Origin of the sequence: Nannocystis sp. RBIL2 (assembly GCF_026626745.1) — a bacterium.
Taxonomy (GTDB): domain Bacteria; phylum Myxococcota_A; class Polyangia; order Nannocystales; family Nannocystaceae; genus Nannocystis.
On record NZ_JAPNJW010000001.1, the window covers coordinates 5108323 to 5124455 of the forward strand.

General features: G+C 71.5%; 12 protein-coding genes. 6 read left to right on the forward strand and 6 right to left on the reverse strand.

What is annotated here, in order from left to right:
- Positions 1–71: 71 nt before the first annotated feature.
- Complete coding sequence (locus tag OV090_RS20275) at positions 72–2516, reverse strand: UvrD-helicase domain-containing protein (RefSeq protein WP_267705512.1); 2445 nt, start codon at positions 2514–2516, stop codon at positions 72–74.
- Between the two features lie 264 nt (positions 2517–2780).
- Complete coding sequence (locus tag OV090_RS20280; RefSeq protein WP_267705513.1) at positions 2781–5057, reverse strand: MYXO-CTERM sorting domain-containing protein; 2277 nt, start codon at positions 5055–5057, stop codon at positions 2781–2783.
- Between the two features lie 651 nt (positions 5058–5708).
- Between OV090_RS20280 and OV090_RS20285 the strand changes: the two genes are divergently transcribed.
- The 4 genes from OV090_RS20285 to OV090_RS20300 all read left to right on the forward strand — a co-directional run bounded on the left by OV090_RS20285 (position 5709) and on the right by OV090_RS20300 (position 10563).
- Complete coding sequence (locus OV090_RS20285; RefSeq protein ID WP_267705514.1) at positions 5709–7349, forward strand: M20/M25/M40 family metallo-hydrolase; 1641 nt, start codon at positions 5709–5711, stop codon at positions 7347–7349.
- A gap of 5 nt (positions 7350–7354) precedes the next feature.
- Positions 7355–8950 carry an FAD-dependent protein gene (locus OV090_RS20290; RefSeq protein WP_267705515.1) on the forward strand — a complete coding sequence of 532 codons (1596 nt, stop codon included), beginning with the start codon at positions 7355–7357 and terminating at the stop codon, positions 8948–8950.
- Between the two features lie 130 nt (positions 8951–9080).
- Positions 9081–10250 (forward strand): Ig-like domain-containing protein, encoded by a 1170-nt coding sequence (locus OV090_RS20295; protein WP_267705516.1) that lies wholly within the window; start codon positions 9081–9083, stop codon positions 10248–10250.
- A gap of 58 nt (positions 10251–10308) precedes the next feature.
- Positions 10309–10563, forward strand: a complete 255-nt coding sequence (locus OV090_RS20300) for a S1 RNA-binding domain-containing protein (protein WP_267705518.1) — start codon at positions 10309–10311, stop codon at positions 10561–10563.
- A 5-nt stretch (positions 10564–10568) separates the two neighbouring features.
- Here OV090_RS20300 and OV090_RS20305 read toward each other — a convergent pair whose 3' ends face one another.
- From OV090_RS20305 to OV090_RS20320, 4 genes are all read right to left on the reverse strand, one after another.
- Positions 10569–11363 carry a putative DNA-binding domain-containing protein gene (locus OV090_RS20305; protein ID WP_267705520.1) on the reverse strand — a complete coding sequence of 265 codons (795 nt, stop codon included), beginning with the start codon at positions 11361–11363 and terminating at the stop codon, positions 10569–10571.
- Positions 11360–12259, reverse strand: a complete 900-nt coding sequence (locus tag OV090_RS20310) for a DUF692 domain-containing protein (RefSeq protein WP_267705522.1) — start codon at positions 12257–12259, stop codon at positions 11360–11362. Before OV090_RS20310 ends, OV090_RS20305 begins: the two co-directional genes overlap by 4 nt.
- 100 nt (positions 12260–12359) lie before the next feature.
- Positions 12360–12614, reverse strand: coding sequence for a hypothetical protein (locus OV090_RS20315; RefSeq protein ID WP_267705524.1), 255 nt, complete (start codon positions 12612–12614; stop codon positions 12360–12362).
- A gap of 64 nt (positions 12615–12678) precedes the next feature.
- Complete coding sequence (locus OV090_RS20320; protein WP_267705526.1) at positions 12679–14136, reverse strand: hypothetical protein; 1458 nt, start codon at positions 14134–14136, stop codon at positions 12679–12681.
- A 24-nt stretch (positions 14137–14160) separates the two neighbouring features.
- Here OV090_RS20320 and OV090_RS20325 point away from each other — a divergent pair, with 24 nt between their 5' ends.
- Positions 14161–14757 (forward strand): DUF1802 family protein, encoded by a 597-nt coding sequence (locus OV090_RS20325; RefSeq protein ID WP_267705529.1) that lies wholly within the window; start codon positions 14161–14163, stop codon positions 14755–14757.
- Positions 14754–16085, forward strand: coding sequence for an MFS transporter (locus OV090_RS20330; protein ID WP_267705530.1), 1332 nt, complete (start codon positions 14754–14756; stop codon positions 16083–16085). Before OV090_RS20325 ends, OV090_RS20330 begins: the two co-directional genes overlap by 4 nt.
- Positions 16086–16133: the final 48 nt, after the last annotated feature.

The window sequence follows — 16133 nt, forward strand, 5'->3', positions numbered from 1 at the left end:
ATGTCCCATAGAACATGCAAAAAGGGACATGCTCCGCAGAGCATGTCCCTTTCTTCTTCCTGGACCCGCCGCTACTCGAGGCTGGCGACGATCAGGTCCTCGGGGATGAGCTTGCTCGGCGGGCCGGAGCAGACCAGCCACAGCTGGTGCGCGGCGCGGGTGGCCCCGATGTGCAGGAGGTGGCGGGACTCGACCACCTCGGGGTAGTTCTGGATCGTCGGGTCGAGCAGGACGACGTAGTCGAACTCGAGGCCCTTGACCTGGCGGATGTCGGTGACGTCGATGCCGGGGGTGAAGCTGAAGTCCTGGCGGCCGACGCGGCGCAGCTTGGGCACCTCGGCGATCCGCAGGGCGTCGTGGTACACGTCGGCCTGCTGCGGGTAGCGGGTGACGAGCGCGCAGCTGGCGGTCGGCTCGCGCTGCATCAGCGCGCGCAGGGCCTCGGCCAGGAACGCGACCGCCTCGCCGGTGTCGCCGAACTGGTAGTAGCCGACCGGCGCGCCCTCGCGGGCGATGAGCGCGTCCTCCGGGCTGTGCAGCGGGCCGAGCACGAAGCGCGACAGCTCCATCACCTGGCGCGTCGAGCGGTAGGTGATCTTGAGCGGCTGGATCGCCACGTGCGGCAGGCCGGCGTCGCCGAGCAGCTGCGGCCAGTCGACGAAGCCGTTGTCGAAGATCATCTTCTGCGCCCGGTCGCCGGCGATGGTCACGCTCTGGCCGTCGGTCGCGCAGTCGAGCAGCACCCGCACCTCGATCGGCGCCAGGTCCTGTGCCTCGTCGATGACGATGTGCTCGTACTCGAAGCGCTTGCCGCCGAGGAACAGGCCGCCGTACTTGCGCTGGAGCAGGCGCAGCAGGATCGCGTCGTCCTCGGGGTCGAGGCCGACGGTGTGATGGCCCATGCGCGTGCGCGGCGGCGGCGCCTCGGCCTCGCCGTCCTCATCGGGCTCGGCCTCGCCCTTCGGCGGCGCCGGCTCGCTGTCGATGGTCGACTCGGCGCGCTCCTCGGCCTCCTCCTCGTCGCGCTCCTCCTCGGCCTCGGGCTCCTCGTCGAGCTCGGCCTTGGCGGCGCACCAGCGGACGATCGTGGCCACGTCGGCGTCGTTGAAGGCGCCGGGCGCGTACTCCCGCAGCGCCGTGCGCAGGGCCTCGCTGTCGGTCATGAGCTCGAGCCAGTCGTCGCAGACGTCGCGCAGGTCGTCGCGGATGGTCCGCAGGGCGGTCTCGGCGGCGGCGCGCGCGGGCCCGGCGATGCTGGGGTCGGCCTTGATCTGGTCGAGCGTGCGCTCGGCGCGGACGACCGGCGGGAGGTCGGCGTTGCGCTGCCACACCGCGAACGCCGCCTCGGCGCCGGCGCGCTCGCCGAGCCGCTTCTTGAGCAGCTCCTCGGCCTCCTCGAGCTGCCAGCCGATGCGGTCGTCGATCATGCGCAGGACGACCGGGTGCTTCTTGAAGCGGCTGACGGCGTCGGGGACGCCGTCGATGTGGCTGATGGGGATCCGCAGCTTCAGCTTGCGCAGCAGCTGGGTGCTCCACTTGCGGTAGGTCGTGACCGGCACGCCGTCGATGCCGAGCGACGGCAGCACGTGGCGGATGTACTCGACCAGGGCCTCGTTGAAGACCATGATCAGCATCTTGGCCGGCGCGAACCGGCGGCGGTCCTGATAGGCGAGGTAGGCGACGCGGTGCAGCGCGACGGTCGTCTTGCCCGAGCCGGCGCCGCCCTGGATCAGCACGATGCCCGACTCGGGCTGCGTGATCAGGTTGAACTGCTCCTTGTCGATGAGCGCCGTGATCTCCTGCAGGTGCTTGTCGGCGCGCGGCTGGTCGTCGTCGCTGTGGACGCCGAGCTGGCCCTGCGGCACGCGCACGGCGGTGCCGACCCCGCCCTCGAGCATCGGCTTGGCGGCGCCGACGGCGTCACGCCAGCGGCCGCGGCGGTCGCTGACGAAGGTGCCCTGCGGGGCCGACACGCGGCGCAGGCTGGACTCCATCACGGCGACCGAGCGGCGCACCATCACGGTGCCCTCGAGCGAGCGAGCGTCGAACTCCTCCTCGTACTCGTCGTCCTCCTCGTAGCGGTAGTAGAGGCGCGAGACCGGGGCGTTGCGCCAATCGACGATCGACAGGCCGTCGCCGTCGTCGAGGAGGGTGCGCTTGCCGACCAGCACGTCGCGCAGGCGCTTCGACTTGGCCTCGCGCAGGCGGAGGTGGCCGAAGTACGGGTTCTTCGGGTCGACCGGCGCGTCGCGGCCCTGCCCGCGCGTGCGGCTCAGGGCGGCGACTTGGTGCATCTGCTCGACCAGCGAGGCCTGGTCCTCCTCCTTGGCTTCAGCCAGGGCGTCGCGCAGCTCGATGAGCTGGGCGTCGAGATCCTCGATCTGCCCGGGCGCGTTCTGGGCCTCGCGATCGAGGCGCTCCTGGATTCGCCGCAAGATGTCGAGCTCTTCGGCGACGATCCGGCCGCCCTCGTCGGACAGCGCGTTGAGGTCGGGGTCCTGGTGCTCCTGCGACACGATCGGTGTGCATAGCAAAAGGGCCGCTAGCCGGCCAGTAGCCGAGCACGCCTCGGTGTGAGGCGACCCATAAAAACGCCGCGCGGGCCCCAGCGGGCCGCTGCGCCGCGTTTTGTGGCAAAAAAATCGAACCCTCCCGCGCCCGCGGCGACCCGCGGCGATCGGGTCCGACGACAAAAAAGGCGGAGGCCGCCTCCGAAAACCGGAGGCGGCCCCTGCGTGCGGCTCGGCCGCTCACGGACCGCGAGGGTCCGAGTCGTGCGCTCAGGCGCGGCGGCGGCGGCGGATGAAGCCCGCCAGGCCGAGAGTGAAGAGCGAGGCGAGCAGGCCGCGGGTCTGACCCTCGGCGTCGTCGACCTTGCACCCGCAACCGCCGGCGCTGTCGGTGCTGCCACCGGTGGCGGAGTCCGTGCCCTCGGTGTCGGAGGTCTCGGTGTCGGTGCCGTCGGTGCCGACGCTCGTGACCTGGCCGCCGGTCGGGTTCGGGCCGGTGGTCGGCTCGCCGGTGTCGCTGTCCGTGCCGCCGGTCTCGGTCGCGCCGGTGGTCGGCGTGTCGGTGGTGGTCGGCGGCGTGTCGGTGGTCGGGCCGGCCGTGGTCTCGGACGTCTCGGTCGTGGTGACCGGCGTGGTGTCGGTCGCGTCGGTGTCGGTCGCCGTCGCGTCGGTGTCGGTCGCCGTCGCGTCGGTGTCCGTCGCCGTCGCGTCGGTGTCCGACTCCGACGTGGTGCTGGTCGTGTCGACCGGCAGCGGATCGGGCTCGTCCGTGGTCGGCTCGGGCACGTTGGCGCAGTTGACGAAGCCGCAGCACGGGTCGAACGAGATCTGCTCGATGATGCTGGCGAGCGCCGCCTCAAGGGCCGCCTGGTTGTTGGCGTCGTAGTACATCTCGGCGCCGCCGGAGCCCCAGTTCGCCATGTTGTTCAGCTTCGTCATCGACATGGGCGAGTTGACCAGGTCGCCGAAGCCGATCACGTAGGTCGTGACGCCCGCGTTGAACATCGCCTGCAGCGGCGCCTGGACCTGCGCGTCGGTCGACTGGTAGTCGCCGTCGGTGACCAGGATGTTGATGAACTTGGTGTTCGCGTCACACGGGTACGGGAACATCGGGTTCGTGCACGCGGCCTTGTAGTCCGTGATGTTCTGCTGGACCAGCTGGAGGCCGAGGTGCGTGTACGTGCCGGAGCCGACGCACGCGTTCGGCAGGTTGCCGGCGAAGTCGCACTTGGGCATGTGGCTCAGGGTCTGGGCGTCGAAGCCCGGCGGGTCGATCGCCGAGCCGTCCTTGAACGTCCAGGTGATCGGCGGGCCGCCCCACGGATCGGTGCAACCGGGCGCCTCGCACGAGGTGTTCGGGTCGAGGGCCCACGCGAAGTTGTCCTTCATGCACGGGCCGTAGTCGACGAGCAGCTTCTGCTCGCCCGGCGCCGGCATGTTGTAGCCGAACACCGCGAGGCCGAGGTGCACCAGGTTCTCGACCGCCTGGTTGCCCATGACGATCTGGTCGAACAGCGAGTTGGCGCCGGCGAGCGCGTCGCGGGCCGCGTCCCAGCCGCTCATGCCCATCGGGGCGGCCTGGGTGCCGTTGTTGATGTTGAGCATCGACGACGAGGCGTCGAGGAGCACCATGATGCGCGGGAGGCCCGGCGCGCACACCGGCTGGATGACGTCGTTGATGATCGCCTGGACGACCATCTTGAGCGCGTCGATCAGCTGCTGCGGGTTGGCGGCGTCGTACGCCGTGCCGGTGCCGCCGTTCATCGCCAGCTCGTCGGCGAACATCTTGCCCATCGCCTCGCCGATGGCGACGACGTAGGTCGGGACCCCGCTGTTGTCGAACAGGTCCTTCGCGGTGAGCGACGGGTTCTGGTTGGCCGGCTGCAGCTTCTGGGTGCCCGACGGGTCGGTCCACTCGCCGTCGGTGAGCACCACGATCGCGCCCTTGCGCTGCTGCTTGTCGTTCGGGTGGTCGGCCCAGGTCTGGAGGATGTAGGCCTTGGCCTTGTCCAGCGCGCCCTTGGTCCACGTGCCGATGCCGGTGAGGCTGCCGTTGATCGGCGCGGGCACCGACATGATGGCGGTCTTGATCGCCTCGCCGTTACACTGGTAGTAGGCCTTGTCCGGGGCCGCCTCGTCGTAGAAGCCGACGTCGATCTTCTGACCGTCGGTGATGCCCGACGAGTCGTTCTGGATCAGCGTGCCCGTCTGACCGACGTTGGGGTCGTGGCCGAAGCGCATGAGGCCGAGCAGGACGTTGCCCTGCAGGTAGCCGTTGTCGGCGTCGACCATCGCCACGATCGCGCTGACCGCCGCCTCCCAGCGGGTCTGGTTGGCGTCGAACTCGGCGTTCATCGACGTCGAGTAGTCGGCGACGATGAGGAACAGCGGCTTGACGAAGGTGCACTGACCTTCCTCGACACAGACGGGGGCCGCGATCGCGGGCGGCGGCTCGGAGCCGCCGATGAAGGCGATGCCGACGCCGGCCAGGAGACCGACCTGCACGCCGAGGCGCTTCCAACTTCCAATCAGACTGAGACGCTTCATTGCTGGTAATCCTTGTGGGGCTTAGTGACCGGTTCCGACACACCACGCGCGTGCGCGTAACGTTTCGCGGGTTTGGGACAGCGGGGGGCACGGTACGCCAGAGTCCGTGAGGGCGTCAATACACCGGACGGCGGCCGTGCAACCAAGGTTGCACGTGTACGCGGTGCGCCTCGAGCACCGTCGAGTTCGCGATGAATCGTCAGGTTCGGTCGAGTAGTTGGACGATGATGCGTGAAGCAACGCACGCAAGCGGGAGCACCGCGATGTCCGAGGTGGCGGTCAAAAGGGCGCTAAGAGTCGCTCGTGCGCACGCCGTTTTCGTCCACGTCGCTTTTGTTGTCGGCGGCCCTGATGCTGGCGCCAGGCTGCACACGGCCCGTCGCTACCACCACGGCTGCGCCGGTCGAGCGAGCTGATGCGTCGCCATCCCCGACGCCGGTGACGTGGGCTCCCGACCGCGCCCGTCTGCAAGCGGACATTGCTGCTCTCGCGCGCGACGAGTTGCGCGGCCGCTTCACGCTGAGCCCCGAGCTCGCTCAGGCCGCGGAGTACTTGGCGCAGAGGCACCGCGCGCTCGGCCTCGAGCCGGTTGCGGGCGATTCGTTCCTGGCCGACTTTTCGATTTCCGTCGGCGTGCGCTCGAGTCAGCCTGTGAGCTTGCAGGTCGTCCGCGGCGAGCGGGCGACCGAGATCGCTGGTGGCGAGTTCTCCATCTCGCCGCAGACCGCGAGCGGCGAGGTGCAGGGACCCGCCGTGTTCGTCGGCTACGCGGCCGCCTCGGAGTCGACGCCCGCAGCCGACGGCGAGCCGGCCGAGGCCAAGCCCTACGACGACCTCGCCGGGCTCGACCTCAAAGGGAAGATCGCGGTCGTGCTGCTCGACGCTCCGGGTCGGCCCGACACGATGACCTTCTTTCGCAGGCTTCAGCGCGAAGCGGGCGATTTCGCGGCAGCCGCGGCCCCGCTCAAGCAGAGCGGCGACGCGGCCGGCCTGCGCGCGCTGCACGAGCGCACCCGCGGGCGCGTGATCGCCATGCTGCATCGGTTCATGCCCGAGGCTGACCTGAAGGACATGTGGCCGCTGCCGGCCGACCCGCTCGCGGTCGAGTTCGATCTACAGGCGCTCGTCGGCCCGCTCATGCGTGAGGCCGGCAAGCGCAAGGGCCCGCAGTTCGGCCCGGGCGCGGGATCGCTGCGGACCAAGGTCGAGCGCCTGGCCAAGGCCGGCGCCGTCGGGGTGGTCACCGTGAGGGGTCCCCGGAGCTTCCTCGACGCGGAGGAGCGCGAGGCGGACGCGTTCGCGCCGCTGCAGCGAGAGGACGGCGTGGTCGGCGAGCCGTTCGCGCTCCCGATCGTCCAGCTCAAGTGGAAGGCGGCCGACCGGCTGCTGCGCGTGGGCAAGGGCAAGCAGAAGATCTCCGCGCTGCAGCAGGCGATCGACACCAAGCTCGTGCCGCAGTCGGCCGAGCTCCCGGGGGTCGCGCTGAAGCTGTCGGCGGTGGTCGAGCCGGTCCAGGTGAAGGTGCCCAACGTGCTGGCGAAGATCTCCGGCAGCGACCTGCGCGACGAGATCGTCGTCGTCGGCGCCCACTACGATCACATCGGCGCCGTCGGCCGCGGCGAGTGCGGCGAGAGCCGCAAGGGCGACGCGGTCGACGTCATCTGCAACGGCGCCGACGACAACGCCAGCGGCACCGCCATGCTGCTCGAGCTGGCGCGGCACTTCGCCGAGCAGCGGCCGCGGCGCACCGTGGTGTTCGCCCACTTCGCCGGCGAGGAGCTGGGCCTGCTCGGCTCGAAGGCGCTGGCGGACAAGCCGCCGTTTGCGCTCGACAAGGTCGTCGCCATGGTCAACCTCGACATGATCGGCCGACTCGGACCGAAGGGCCTGGCGATCGGCGGCATCGTCTCGTCCGACGCCTGGATGCCGCTGCTCGACCGCATCGGCAACTCCGGCCTCTCGGTCCTCTACGAGGCCAGCGTCGCCACCCGCAGCGACCACGCGAGCTTCTACAAGAAGAACCTGCCGGTGCTGTTCTTCTTCACCGGCACCCACGCCGACTACCACCGGCCGGGCGACCACGCCGACAAGATCAACTACGAAGGTCTGGTCTCGATCGGCACGCTCGTGCACGGGGTCACGCGGGCGGTCGCCGACGGCTTGCCGATCACTTACAAGGCCCCGCCCGAGGGCGGCGGCCTCGCCTCCGGCTTGCCCGGATCGAACCCCGACACCGTGGTCAAGCGGGTCCAGGGGACCTCGACCCCGGTCACCGCCCCCGCCGCGGAGTGAGCGCCGTGTCTTCCGCCGTTCAGCGGGTGCGCGTCGACCTCCACCCCGACGCCCTCCTCGACCCCGACGCCCTGCGCCGCGCCGGCGCCCGCGCGGCCGGCCTGCGCGAGGCCGACGTCCGCCACGTCGCAGTCGCCCACCGCTCGATCGACGCCCGCCGCGGCCGCGTCCGCGTCCACGTCGAGCTGATCGTCTATGTCGGCAAGGACGTGCCCGAAGAGCCATGTTACTTGCCACATGTCCTCCCGAACATGTCGCAGGAGCCAGCCGTGGTGATCGTCGGCGCCGGCCCGGCGGGCATGTTCTGCGCCTGGGGCCTGGCGCGCGCGGGGGTGCGGTCGGTCGTGCTCGAGCGCGGGCGCGACGTGCGGGCGCGCCGGCACGACCTCGCCGGCCTGAGTCAGCGCGGCGAGCTCGACCCCGAGAGCAACTACTGCTTCGGCGAGGGCGGCGCGGGCACCTTCTCCGACGGCAAGCTCTACACGCGGGCGACCAAGCGCGGGCCCGTCGACCTGGTGCTGCGGGCGTTCGCCGGCTACGGGGCGCCCGCGGAGATCCTCGTCGACGCGCGCCCGCACATCGGCACCAACCGGCTGCCGCGGGTGGTCACGGCGATGCGCGAGCACCTGATCGGCGCCGGGGTGGAGTTCCGCTTCGAGGCCCGCGCCGACGCGCTGGTGGTCCACGACGGCGCGGCCGCGGGCGTGCGCCTGCGCGGCGGCGAGGTCGTGCCGGCCCGCGCGGTCGTGGTCGCGCCCGGGCACTCGGCCCGCGACGTCCAGGCCTGGCTGCGCGCGGCCGGGGTCAAGCTGTCGTTCAAGTCGTTCGCGCTCGGGGTCCGCATCGAGCACCCGCAGGCGCTCATCAACCACCTGCAGTACGGCGCGCTGGCCGGCCACCCGGCCCTCGGCGCGGCCTCCTACCGCCTGGTCGAGCAGACCGCCGCGGGCGCGGCCTTCTCGTTCTGCATGTGCCCCGGCGGCTACATCGTGCCCGCGGCCACCGACCCCGGGATGCAGGTCGTCAACGGCATGAGCCCGCACAGCCGGCGCGGCAAGTTCGCCAACTCGGGGCTCGTCACCGAGGTCGGGCCGCAGCACCTCGCGGCCGCCGGTCTGTCGCCCGACGACCCGCTGGCCGGGGTCGAGTACCAGGCCCGCTTCGAAGCCGAGGCCTACCGCGCCGGCGGCGGCGCCTTCGTCGCTCCGGCCCAGCGCCTGGCCGACCTCGTCGCCGGCGCCGCCTCGCGCGACCTGCCGGCCACCAGCTATCACCGCGGCCTGCAGCCCGCCCGCCTCGACCGCCTCCTCGGCCCGCTCGGGCCGCCGCTCCAAAGCGCGCTGCAGGCCCTCGGCGCGCGCATGCCCGGCTTCCTCGGCGACGACGCGATCGCCGTGGGTGTCGAGAGCCGCACCAGCTGTCCCGTCCGCGTCGACCGCGACGGCGAGACGCTCGAGTCGCCGAGCACACCGCAGCTCTACCCGTGCGGCGAGGGGGCCGGATTCGCCGGCGGCATCGTCTCCGCCGCGCTCGACGGCCTCCGCGTCGCGGTGGCGATCGCCCGCCGCCTCGGCGCCCCGCACGAGCGAATTACGAGCTGACTCTCAGGACAGGTCCCACGCGTCCTGCTTCTGCGTGACGTTTTTCACTCCTACACCCGGCGAGGGAGGACTGTCTTCACGCCTGCGCATGCGGTTGCATGTGCGCATGCGCTCGACACGATGTCTTTTCTTGGTCCTGCTGACCGCGTGCACCGTCTACGAGGTCCCCGATGGGGATGACACCGACACCACCGGAGCGACCGGCAACCCGACCGGTTTGACCTCCACCGGCACCTCGAACGACGCCACGACCGACCAGCCCGACCCGACGACCTCGTCGACGAGCAGCAGCACCACTGGGCCCGACCCGAGCGCCGGGCCCAGCAGTGACCCGACGGTGAGCAGCGATCCGACCACGGAAGAACCCCCGCCGGCGGACTGCGACTACCCCACCTCGATCCAGCCGATCTTCGACGCCAGCTGCGGCTGCCACCAGAGCAACATGCCGCCGAAGGGGCTGGCGCTGAACGCCGGCCAGTCGTTCGCGGCGCTGGTCGGCGTCGACAGCATGGGCCAGCCGGGCACCCCCTACGTCGACCCGGGCAACTCCGCCGGCAGCTGGCTGGTCACCAAAATTAAGCCCGCGCCGCCGGTCGGCCTGCAGATGCCCGAGGGCGGCATGCTGACGCCCGACCAGGTCACGCTGATCGAGACGTGGATCGACGCGGGCGCGCCCGAGGCCGGCGCGTTCGACTGCGGCGGCGGCGAGGATCCCGGCGCCGGCTCGGTGACGATCGACGAGCAGGGCCCGGTGAACGTGGAGATCGGCGAGACCGTGGACCTCGACGTCACGGTCCTCGACCAGAACGGCGACCCGGTGATGGGCGCGACGGTCAAGTGGCTGTCGAGCGACGAGACCGTGCTCTACGTCGACGCCAAGGGCACCCTCCTCGGCCTCAACCCCGGCAGCTCCGAAGTGACCGCCGAGGTCGAGGGCGTAGTCAGCGCTCCGCTGACCGTCTCGGTCCTCAACAACCAGGCGGTCGCCGCGGCCGCCTTCACCGACGCGCTCAACGTCCTGTCCACCAACTGCGGCTGCCACAAGGGCGCGATGCCCCCCGCCGGCCTGGCCTTCGACCTCGCCGCGCCCGACGTCCACGCCGCCCTGCTCGCCCCCGCGACCCAGGACGCCCAGACCAAGCGGGTCATCCCCGACCTGCCCGGCCAGAGCTATTTGTTCAAAAAGCTGACCCGCACCACGCAGACCACGGGCGAGCAGATGCCGAAGGGCAAGGCGCCGCTCGACGCCGAGAAGGTGCAGATCCTGTTCCGCTGGATCTTCAACGGCGCGCCGGCATGAGCCTGGCGCTAGGGACATGTTTTTAAGGGCATGTCCCGTACGACATGTCTGATTCGACATGTCTGAAGACACTTCTCTGAGCGTAGCCCGCGCCGACCTCATCGGCGAGCGGGTGCTCGCTCGCGTGACGCGGGTGGAGCACTACGGCCTCTATCTGCGGCACGAGGACATCGCGATCCTCGTCCTTATCCCCGACGTCTCGCTCGAGCCGATCGATCTGCGGGCGCGGTACCGCGTCGGGGACGAGGTCGAGGTCCGCATCGTGCGGTACGTCGCCGAGCACGGGCTGTTCAAGGGCAGCCTCGTGGCGTGAACAGCTCAGGCCGCGCCGAGCAGCGCACCGCGCTCGGCGAGGTCGGCGAAGTAGCCGGCCATCGCCGCCAGGAACTCGTCGTCCAGCGGCGTGCCGAGCTCGGCGCACGCCTCCATCAGGGCGGCCTGCAGCGGCTCCCTTGCCAGCAAGCGGGTCGTGACCGCGGCCGCCCGGGGCGTCAGCTCCAGCACCTTGACCTGGTGGTCCTTGCGGTCGCGGTAGAGCAGCAGCGCGGTCGCCTCGGCCTCGGGCGCCTCTGTTTCGGTGGCCCGGTGGACCGCCCAGGCGTAGCGGTGGAGCCGGACAGTGCCGTCGAACTGCACCGGCTGGTCGAGCGCCAGCGGCTTGCCGCTCGCGGCCTCACCGCCGGCGGGGTCGTTGCCGACCTCGGCATCCGACCACTCGTGCCGCGCCAGGTCCAGCAAGTAGTCCGGCAGCGTCGCGTCCTCGGTCCAGCGCGGCCCGGCCCAATTTAAAAATTCGCCGGTCAGCCGCCAGAAGTACGGGGCCTTCGGCGCCGCCTCCGCCACGAACCGCTCGATCTGCTGGCGCAGCCGCGGTCGGCCGAGTCGCGCGGCCGTCTTCGGCAAGAACTCGGCGACTGCCGCGCGCAGGCGGCTGTGGACCATGGTCCGGTAGATCGCCAGGCGTTCGGCGGCCGCTTCCGGCAAGCCGGCCACCACCTCCGGCGGCACCCCGTGGCGGGCGAAGAACTCGCGGACATCGGCCTTCACCGCGGCCGGCGCGTCGAGCTCGATCACGCTGGCGGCGAACGCCCGGATCAGCGCCTCCTCGCTCATGCGGCACCTCCCTGCGCGGCCGCGTGGCGGGCCAGCGCCGCCTGGTACACCGAGTCGACGCGGTCGCGCTCGGCCAGCAGCTCTGCCAGCGGCGGGATGTTCTCGTCGCGCTCGAGCAGCACCGGCAGCGCACCTGTCCTTTCGACCACCCACGCCAGCAGCGCGTCGACCTCGCTGCGGACCGGCGCGCCGTGGGTGTCGATGATCAGATCCTGGCGCTCGTCGTCCCAGAACTCGTGGCCGGCGATGTGCAGCTGGACCACGCGATCGAGCGGAATCTTCGCCAGCCATTCGAGCGCGTCGAAGCCATGGTTGGTCGCGTTGACGAACACGTTGTTGACGTCGAGCAGCAATCCGCAGTCGGCTCGCTCGAGCACCTCGACCACGAACGCGGCCTCGTCGAGCGGCGTCGATCCGAGCGGCAGGTAGTAGCTGATGTTCTCGACCAGCATCGGCCGCCCCAGCCGCTCGGACACCTCGCGCACGCGGGCCGCCACGCGCTTCGCCGACGCGGTCGTCCACGGCAGCGGCAGCAGGTCGTGCAGCATCTTGCCGTCGTGGGCCGAGAAGCACAGGTGGTCGGAGTGCCACGGCGCCGGCAGGCTCGCGTCGAGGAAGCCGCGCAACCCCTGCAGGAACTCACCGTCGAGCGGGTCGAGCCCGCCGAGCGACAGCGACAGCCCGTGCGACAGGATCGGGAAGCGCTCGGCGACGCGAGCCAGGCGGACCGGGCGGCTGCCCCCGCGGGCCACGTAGTTGTCGGGCGAGATCTCCCAGAACGGCACGCGACCGTCGGCGGCGCCGCGATCGACCTCGGCGAGGAACGTGCTACGCAGGCCGAGGCCGACGCCGGTGGGGACCGCGGCGCGCGCGGCGATGCCTGCTCGAAAAGACATGTCCGAAGAAACAGTATAGCAGGGCGCCGAACAAGCGCCCGGCCCGGGCCCGGCGCCGCGCAGGCGGGGCCGAATCCGGGCCGGTCGAGCGGGCCGTGGCTCAGTGGGCGGCCGGCGGGGTGCCCTCGGCCGGGGGCTCGGCGGCGGCGTCGCCCTCGCCTTCCTTCTTCGCGCTGCAGCTGCCGTCCTTGTTCGCGCCGCAGCTGCCGTCCTTGTTCGCGCCGCAGCTGCCGTCGGCCTTCTTCTCGCCCTCCGCGGGGACCTCGGTGCCCTCCGCGTTCTTCTTGCAGCCGGTGACGGCGAACGAGGCCGAGCCGAGGATGGCGAGGGTGGCGGCGATGTGCTTGACGTTCATGACAGGGTGCTTCTTTCTTGCTCGTGGGGGTCTGGGCGCCCGCGGACGCGCGCGTCGGTTCCGCTCAGGGGCCTGCGGAGCGACCGGTAGGTCTGGCGAAGATGGCCCGACGGACAGCGGCAGCGGGGGCGGATTGGCGGATCTTCACCTCCCCGTTTATCACATCGAGGCCGAGCCTCCTATAGACCGCGTCCAGCTCGGGGAACTCGGCGCGCGGCAGCCACGACGTCGCCAGCTCGGTGAACACGGGGCTGCCGGCCCAGGCGTCGAGCTCGCGCAGCGCCGCCTCGGCCGTCCACACTCGCGGCGTGTTGGCGCAGCAGCGCAGCAAGTGGCGCATGGCGGCGTCGAGCGATCTCTCGCCGCCGCCGCCTCTGAGGCCGACGTCGGCGAGCAAGGCGAGCGCCGCGCCGGACCAGTAGACGCGCTGATAACTGTGCGTCTCGTGCATCTCGCGGCTCTCCTGCGCGAGCGGCTGGCCGGTGCCGCCCTTGCGTCCGCGGCCGAACCCGTCGAGCAGCGCTTGCCAGCCGGCCGACTCGCTGCGGAAGCCGCGGCGGGTCGGCAAGATCTCCGTGTAGTACGTGACGAAGCCCTCCGACAGCCACGCGTCGGCCTGCTGCACGAACGGCATCCCGTGGTGGAGGAACTCGTGGATCGCCACCCACTCGCCGGGGAACGCGTGGTCCGCCGCCTCGCTCGACACCAGCAGCTGCACCGAAGGCCCGCCGCCGCGCAGCGCCATGCCGAAGTACACCGGCCCGCCGCCGCCCGGGAACGGCAGCACCACCACCTGCATGCGCTCGACGGGGAAGCGCCCGTAGAGCGTCGCCACAGTCTCCGCCGCCGTCGCGATCCACTTCTCCACGCCGGCCGCGCTGAGCTTGCGCGGCTGGTCGACGATCGCCACCGAGAACGTCGCGCCCGCCGCCTCGACCGTCTGCGTCGTCAGGCCGCCGAACACCGCCTGCGACGCCCACATCAGCGCGGTCACCGGCAAGTGGAACTTGTTCTCGCCGGTCGCGGGCCACGGCACCGACGCGATCACGCCGTCGGCCAGCGCCAGCTCGAGCGCCACGTCGGCTTCGAAGTAGAGCGTCGCCGGGCGCCACAGCACCAGCCGTGGATCGATCGACACGACCTCGCCCGCGCGCGCGGACAGGCGCGAACCCGAGCCCTCGAGCAGCGCTTCGGTCGCCACCGAGTAGCGGACGCACGCGCCCGGCGGCAGCGGTCCGAGCACGATCGTCGCCGCCTCGCGGTCGAGCCGCGCCGAGCCCTTGTCGGCCGACACCTCCGTCACCGCCGCCACCGCCGCCGCGTCGTCCTCGTCGATCTTGAGCCGCCGCGGCGCCTTGTCGGGGAAGCAGACCTCGACGCGCAGACGGTCGAGCGCCGCCGGCACCTCGACGCGGTAGCGCCAGCGCAGCGCCCCGTCCTGCCCGCGCCCAGGGCCGTGGGCGCAGCCCGCGAGCCCGAGCGCGACGACCATCAGCGCGGCTCGACGTCGGCGCTGGAACACCGCCCCATGGTAGCCTGAGGGCCCATGCGGGTCACATCCCCCGTCGCCCTCAAGGAGTGGGCAGTCCTGTGCGCGGGCCTCGGCGCCGGCGAGCAGAGCGTGCTCGTGCGCAAGGGCGGGATCCGCGAGCCCCGCGCGGCCGGGCAGGCTCCCACCTTCACCCCCGAGCACCGCGGCTTCTGGCTGCTCCCCACCTGGTTCCACGCCCGCGAGCCCGGGCGCGACCGCGACCTCGCCCCGGCCGCGCGCGCCCGCCTGCCGCAGGTCCTCGCCGACGCCCCGCCCGCCGGCCGCCTGCACCTCTCTCTGTGGGCCGAGGTCGACGCCGCAGTCGAGGTCCACGAGCTCGCGCGCCTCGATCGCCTCGGCGACGCCCACGGCCTCGCCCCGCAGTGCGTCGCCGACCGCTTCGCTTACCGTAAACATGGCCTTTGGGTCCTGTTCCTTCGGACCTATCGCACGGGACAGGTCATCGACATCGCCGATCGGGCCGAGTACGCCGGCTGTCACTCGTGGGTCGACCTCGCCGAGGTCGTGGCGGGCGACGTCGAGCCGGTGCTGACCGACCGCGAGCACGCCGCGCGGGTGGCCGAGCTGCGGTCCGCGCTGGGGGACGCATGAGCGACGCGAGCACGAGCTGGCGCGGCCGGGCCGCGGCGATCCTGACCGTCCTCACGGTCATCAACTTCCTCAACTACATCGACCAGATGCTGCTCAGCTCCGTGCTCGAGCAGATCAAGCTCGAGTTCACCCTGAGCGACACCGCGGGCGGCCTGCTCGGCAGCCTGTTCGTCATCACCTACACGATCGCCGCGCCGCTCGGGTACCTCGGCGACCGCTTCAAGCGCAAGAACATCATCGCCGGCGGGGTCATGCTGTGGAGCCTCGCCACCCTCGCCGCCGCCTTCGCGCGCACCTACGAGGAGCTCCTCGTGTGCCGCGCGCTGCTCGGCATCGGCGAGGCCGCCTACGCCACCACCGCCCCCTCGATCATCGCCGACCTCTACGGTCCCGACGAGCGCAGCCGCAAGCTCGCGCTGTTCTACGTCGCCACCCCGGTCGGTTCGGCGCTGGGCTTCATCCTCGGGGGGCTCATCGGCGAGCACTTCGGCTGGCGCGCGGTGTTTTTGGTCGGCGGCCTGCCGGGGCTGTTGTTCGCCGCACTGGCCGCGCGGATCGTCGAGCCCGAGCGCGGCCGGCTCGACCCGGCGAGCGCGCGGACCGAGAGCACCTTCTTCACCGCGCTGGGGCGGATCGTCCGCACCCCCGCGTGGGGCATCAACACCGTCGGCCTGGCGATGATGACCTTCACCGTCGGCGGCCTCTCGCTGTGGATGCCGACCTACCTCGAGCGGGTCCACGGCATGAGCACCGCCAGCGCGGGCCCCGTGTTCGGCGCGGTCACCGTCCTGGCCGGCCTGTGCGGCACCCTCCTCGGCGGCAGCCTCGGCGACCGTCTGCAGGCCCGTTCCGCCGGCGGCTACTTCTGGCTGAGCGGCGTGGGCCTGGTCCTGAGCGCCCCGCTGATCGTCCTGCTCACCCGCATGGACCAGCTCGTCGCGCTGTTCGTGGTCGCCTTCTTCGCCGAGCTGCTGCTGTTCCTCAACACCGGCCCGCTCAACGCGGCGCTGGTCGGCTGCGTCCCGGCGTGGCTGCGGGGCACCGCCTTCGCCGTCAACATCTTCTGCATTCACGCGTTCGGCGACGCGTTGTCGCGCACCTTGATCGGCTACGTGAGCGACCGGGCCAAGACGGCCTACCTCGCCGGTCAGGAGCCGACCGAGGCCGCCGTGCGCGCGGCGGAGGCCGCGGGCCTCAACCTTGCGATCGCCACCACCGCGATCCCGGTGCTGCTCGGGGGATTGGTCCTCCTGTGGGGCGCGCGCCGGATCGCCCGCGCGCCGGGCGGCCTGATGACCTACGCCGGCGACCCGCAGCCGCACCGATGAGGACACGCGACCGAGTGGACGCGCACCCGCCCGCTCTCGTATCGTGTC

Bases quoted from the DNA above. Each gene is read 5' to 3' on its own strand.
- OV090_RS20280 (WP_267705513.1), bottom strand. From the start codon at position 5,057: ATGAAGCGTCTCAGTCTGATTGGAAGTTGGAAGCGCCTCGGCGTGCAG.
- OV090_RS20300 (WP_267705518.1), top strand. From the start codon at position 10,309: ATGTCTGAAGACACTTCTCTGAGCGTAGCCCGCGCCGACCTCATCGGC.
- OV090_RS20305 (WP_267705520.1), bottom strand. From the start codon at position 11,363: ATGAGCGAGGAGGCGCTGATCCGGGCGTTCGCCGCCAGCGTGATCGAG.
- OV090_RS20310 (WP_267705522.1), bottom strand. From the start codon at position 12,259: ATGTCTTTTCGAGCAGGCATCGCCGCGCGCGCCGCGGTCCCCACCGGC.
- OV090_RS20315 (WP_267705524.1), bottom strand. From the start codon at position 12,614: ATGAACGTCAAGCACATCGCCGCCACCCTCGCCATCCTCGGCTCGGCC.
- OV090_RS20325 (WP_267705529.1), top strand. From the start codon at position 14,161: ATGCGGGTCACATCCCCCGTCGCCCTCAAGGAGTGGGCAGTCCTGTGC.
- OV090_RS20330 (WP_267705530.1), top strand. From the start codon at position 14,754: ATGAGCGACGCGAGCACGAGCTGGCGCGGCCGGGCCGCGGCGATCCTG.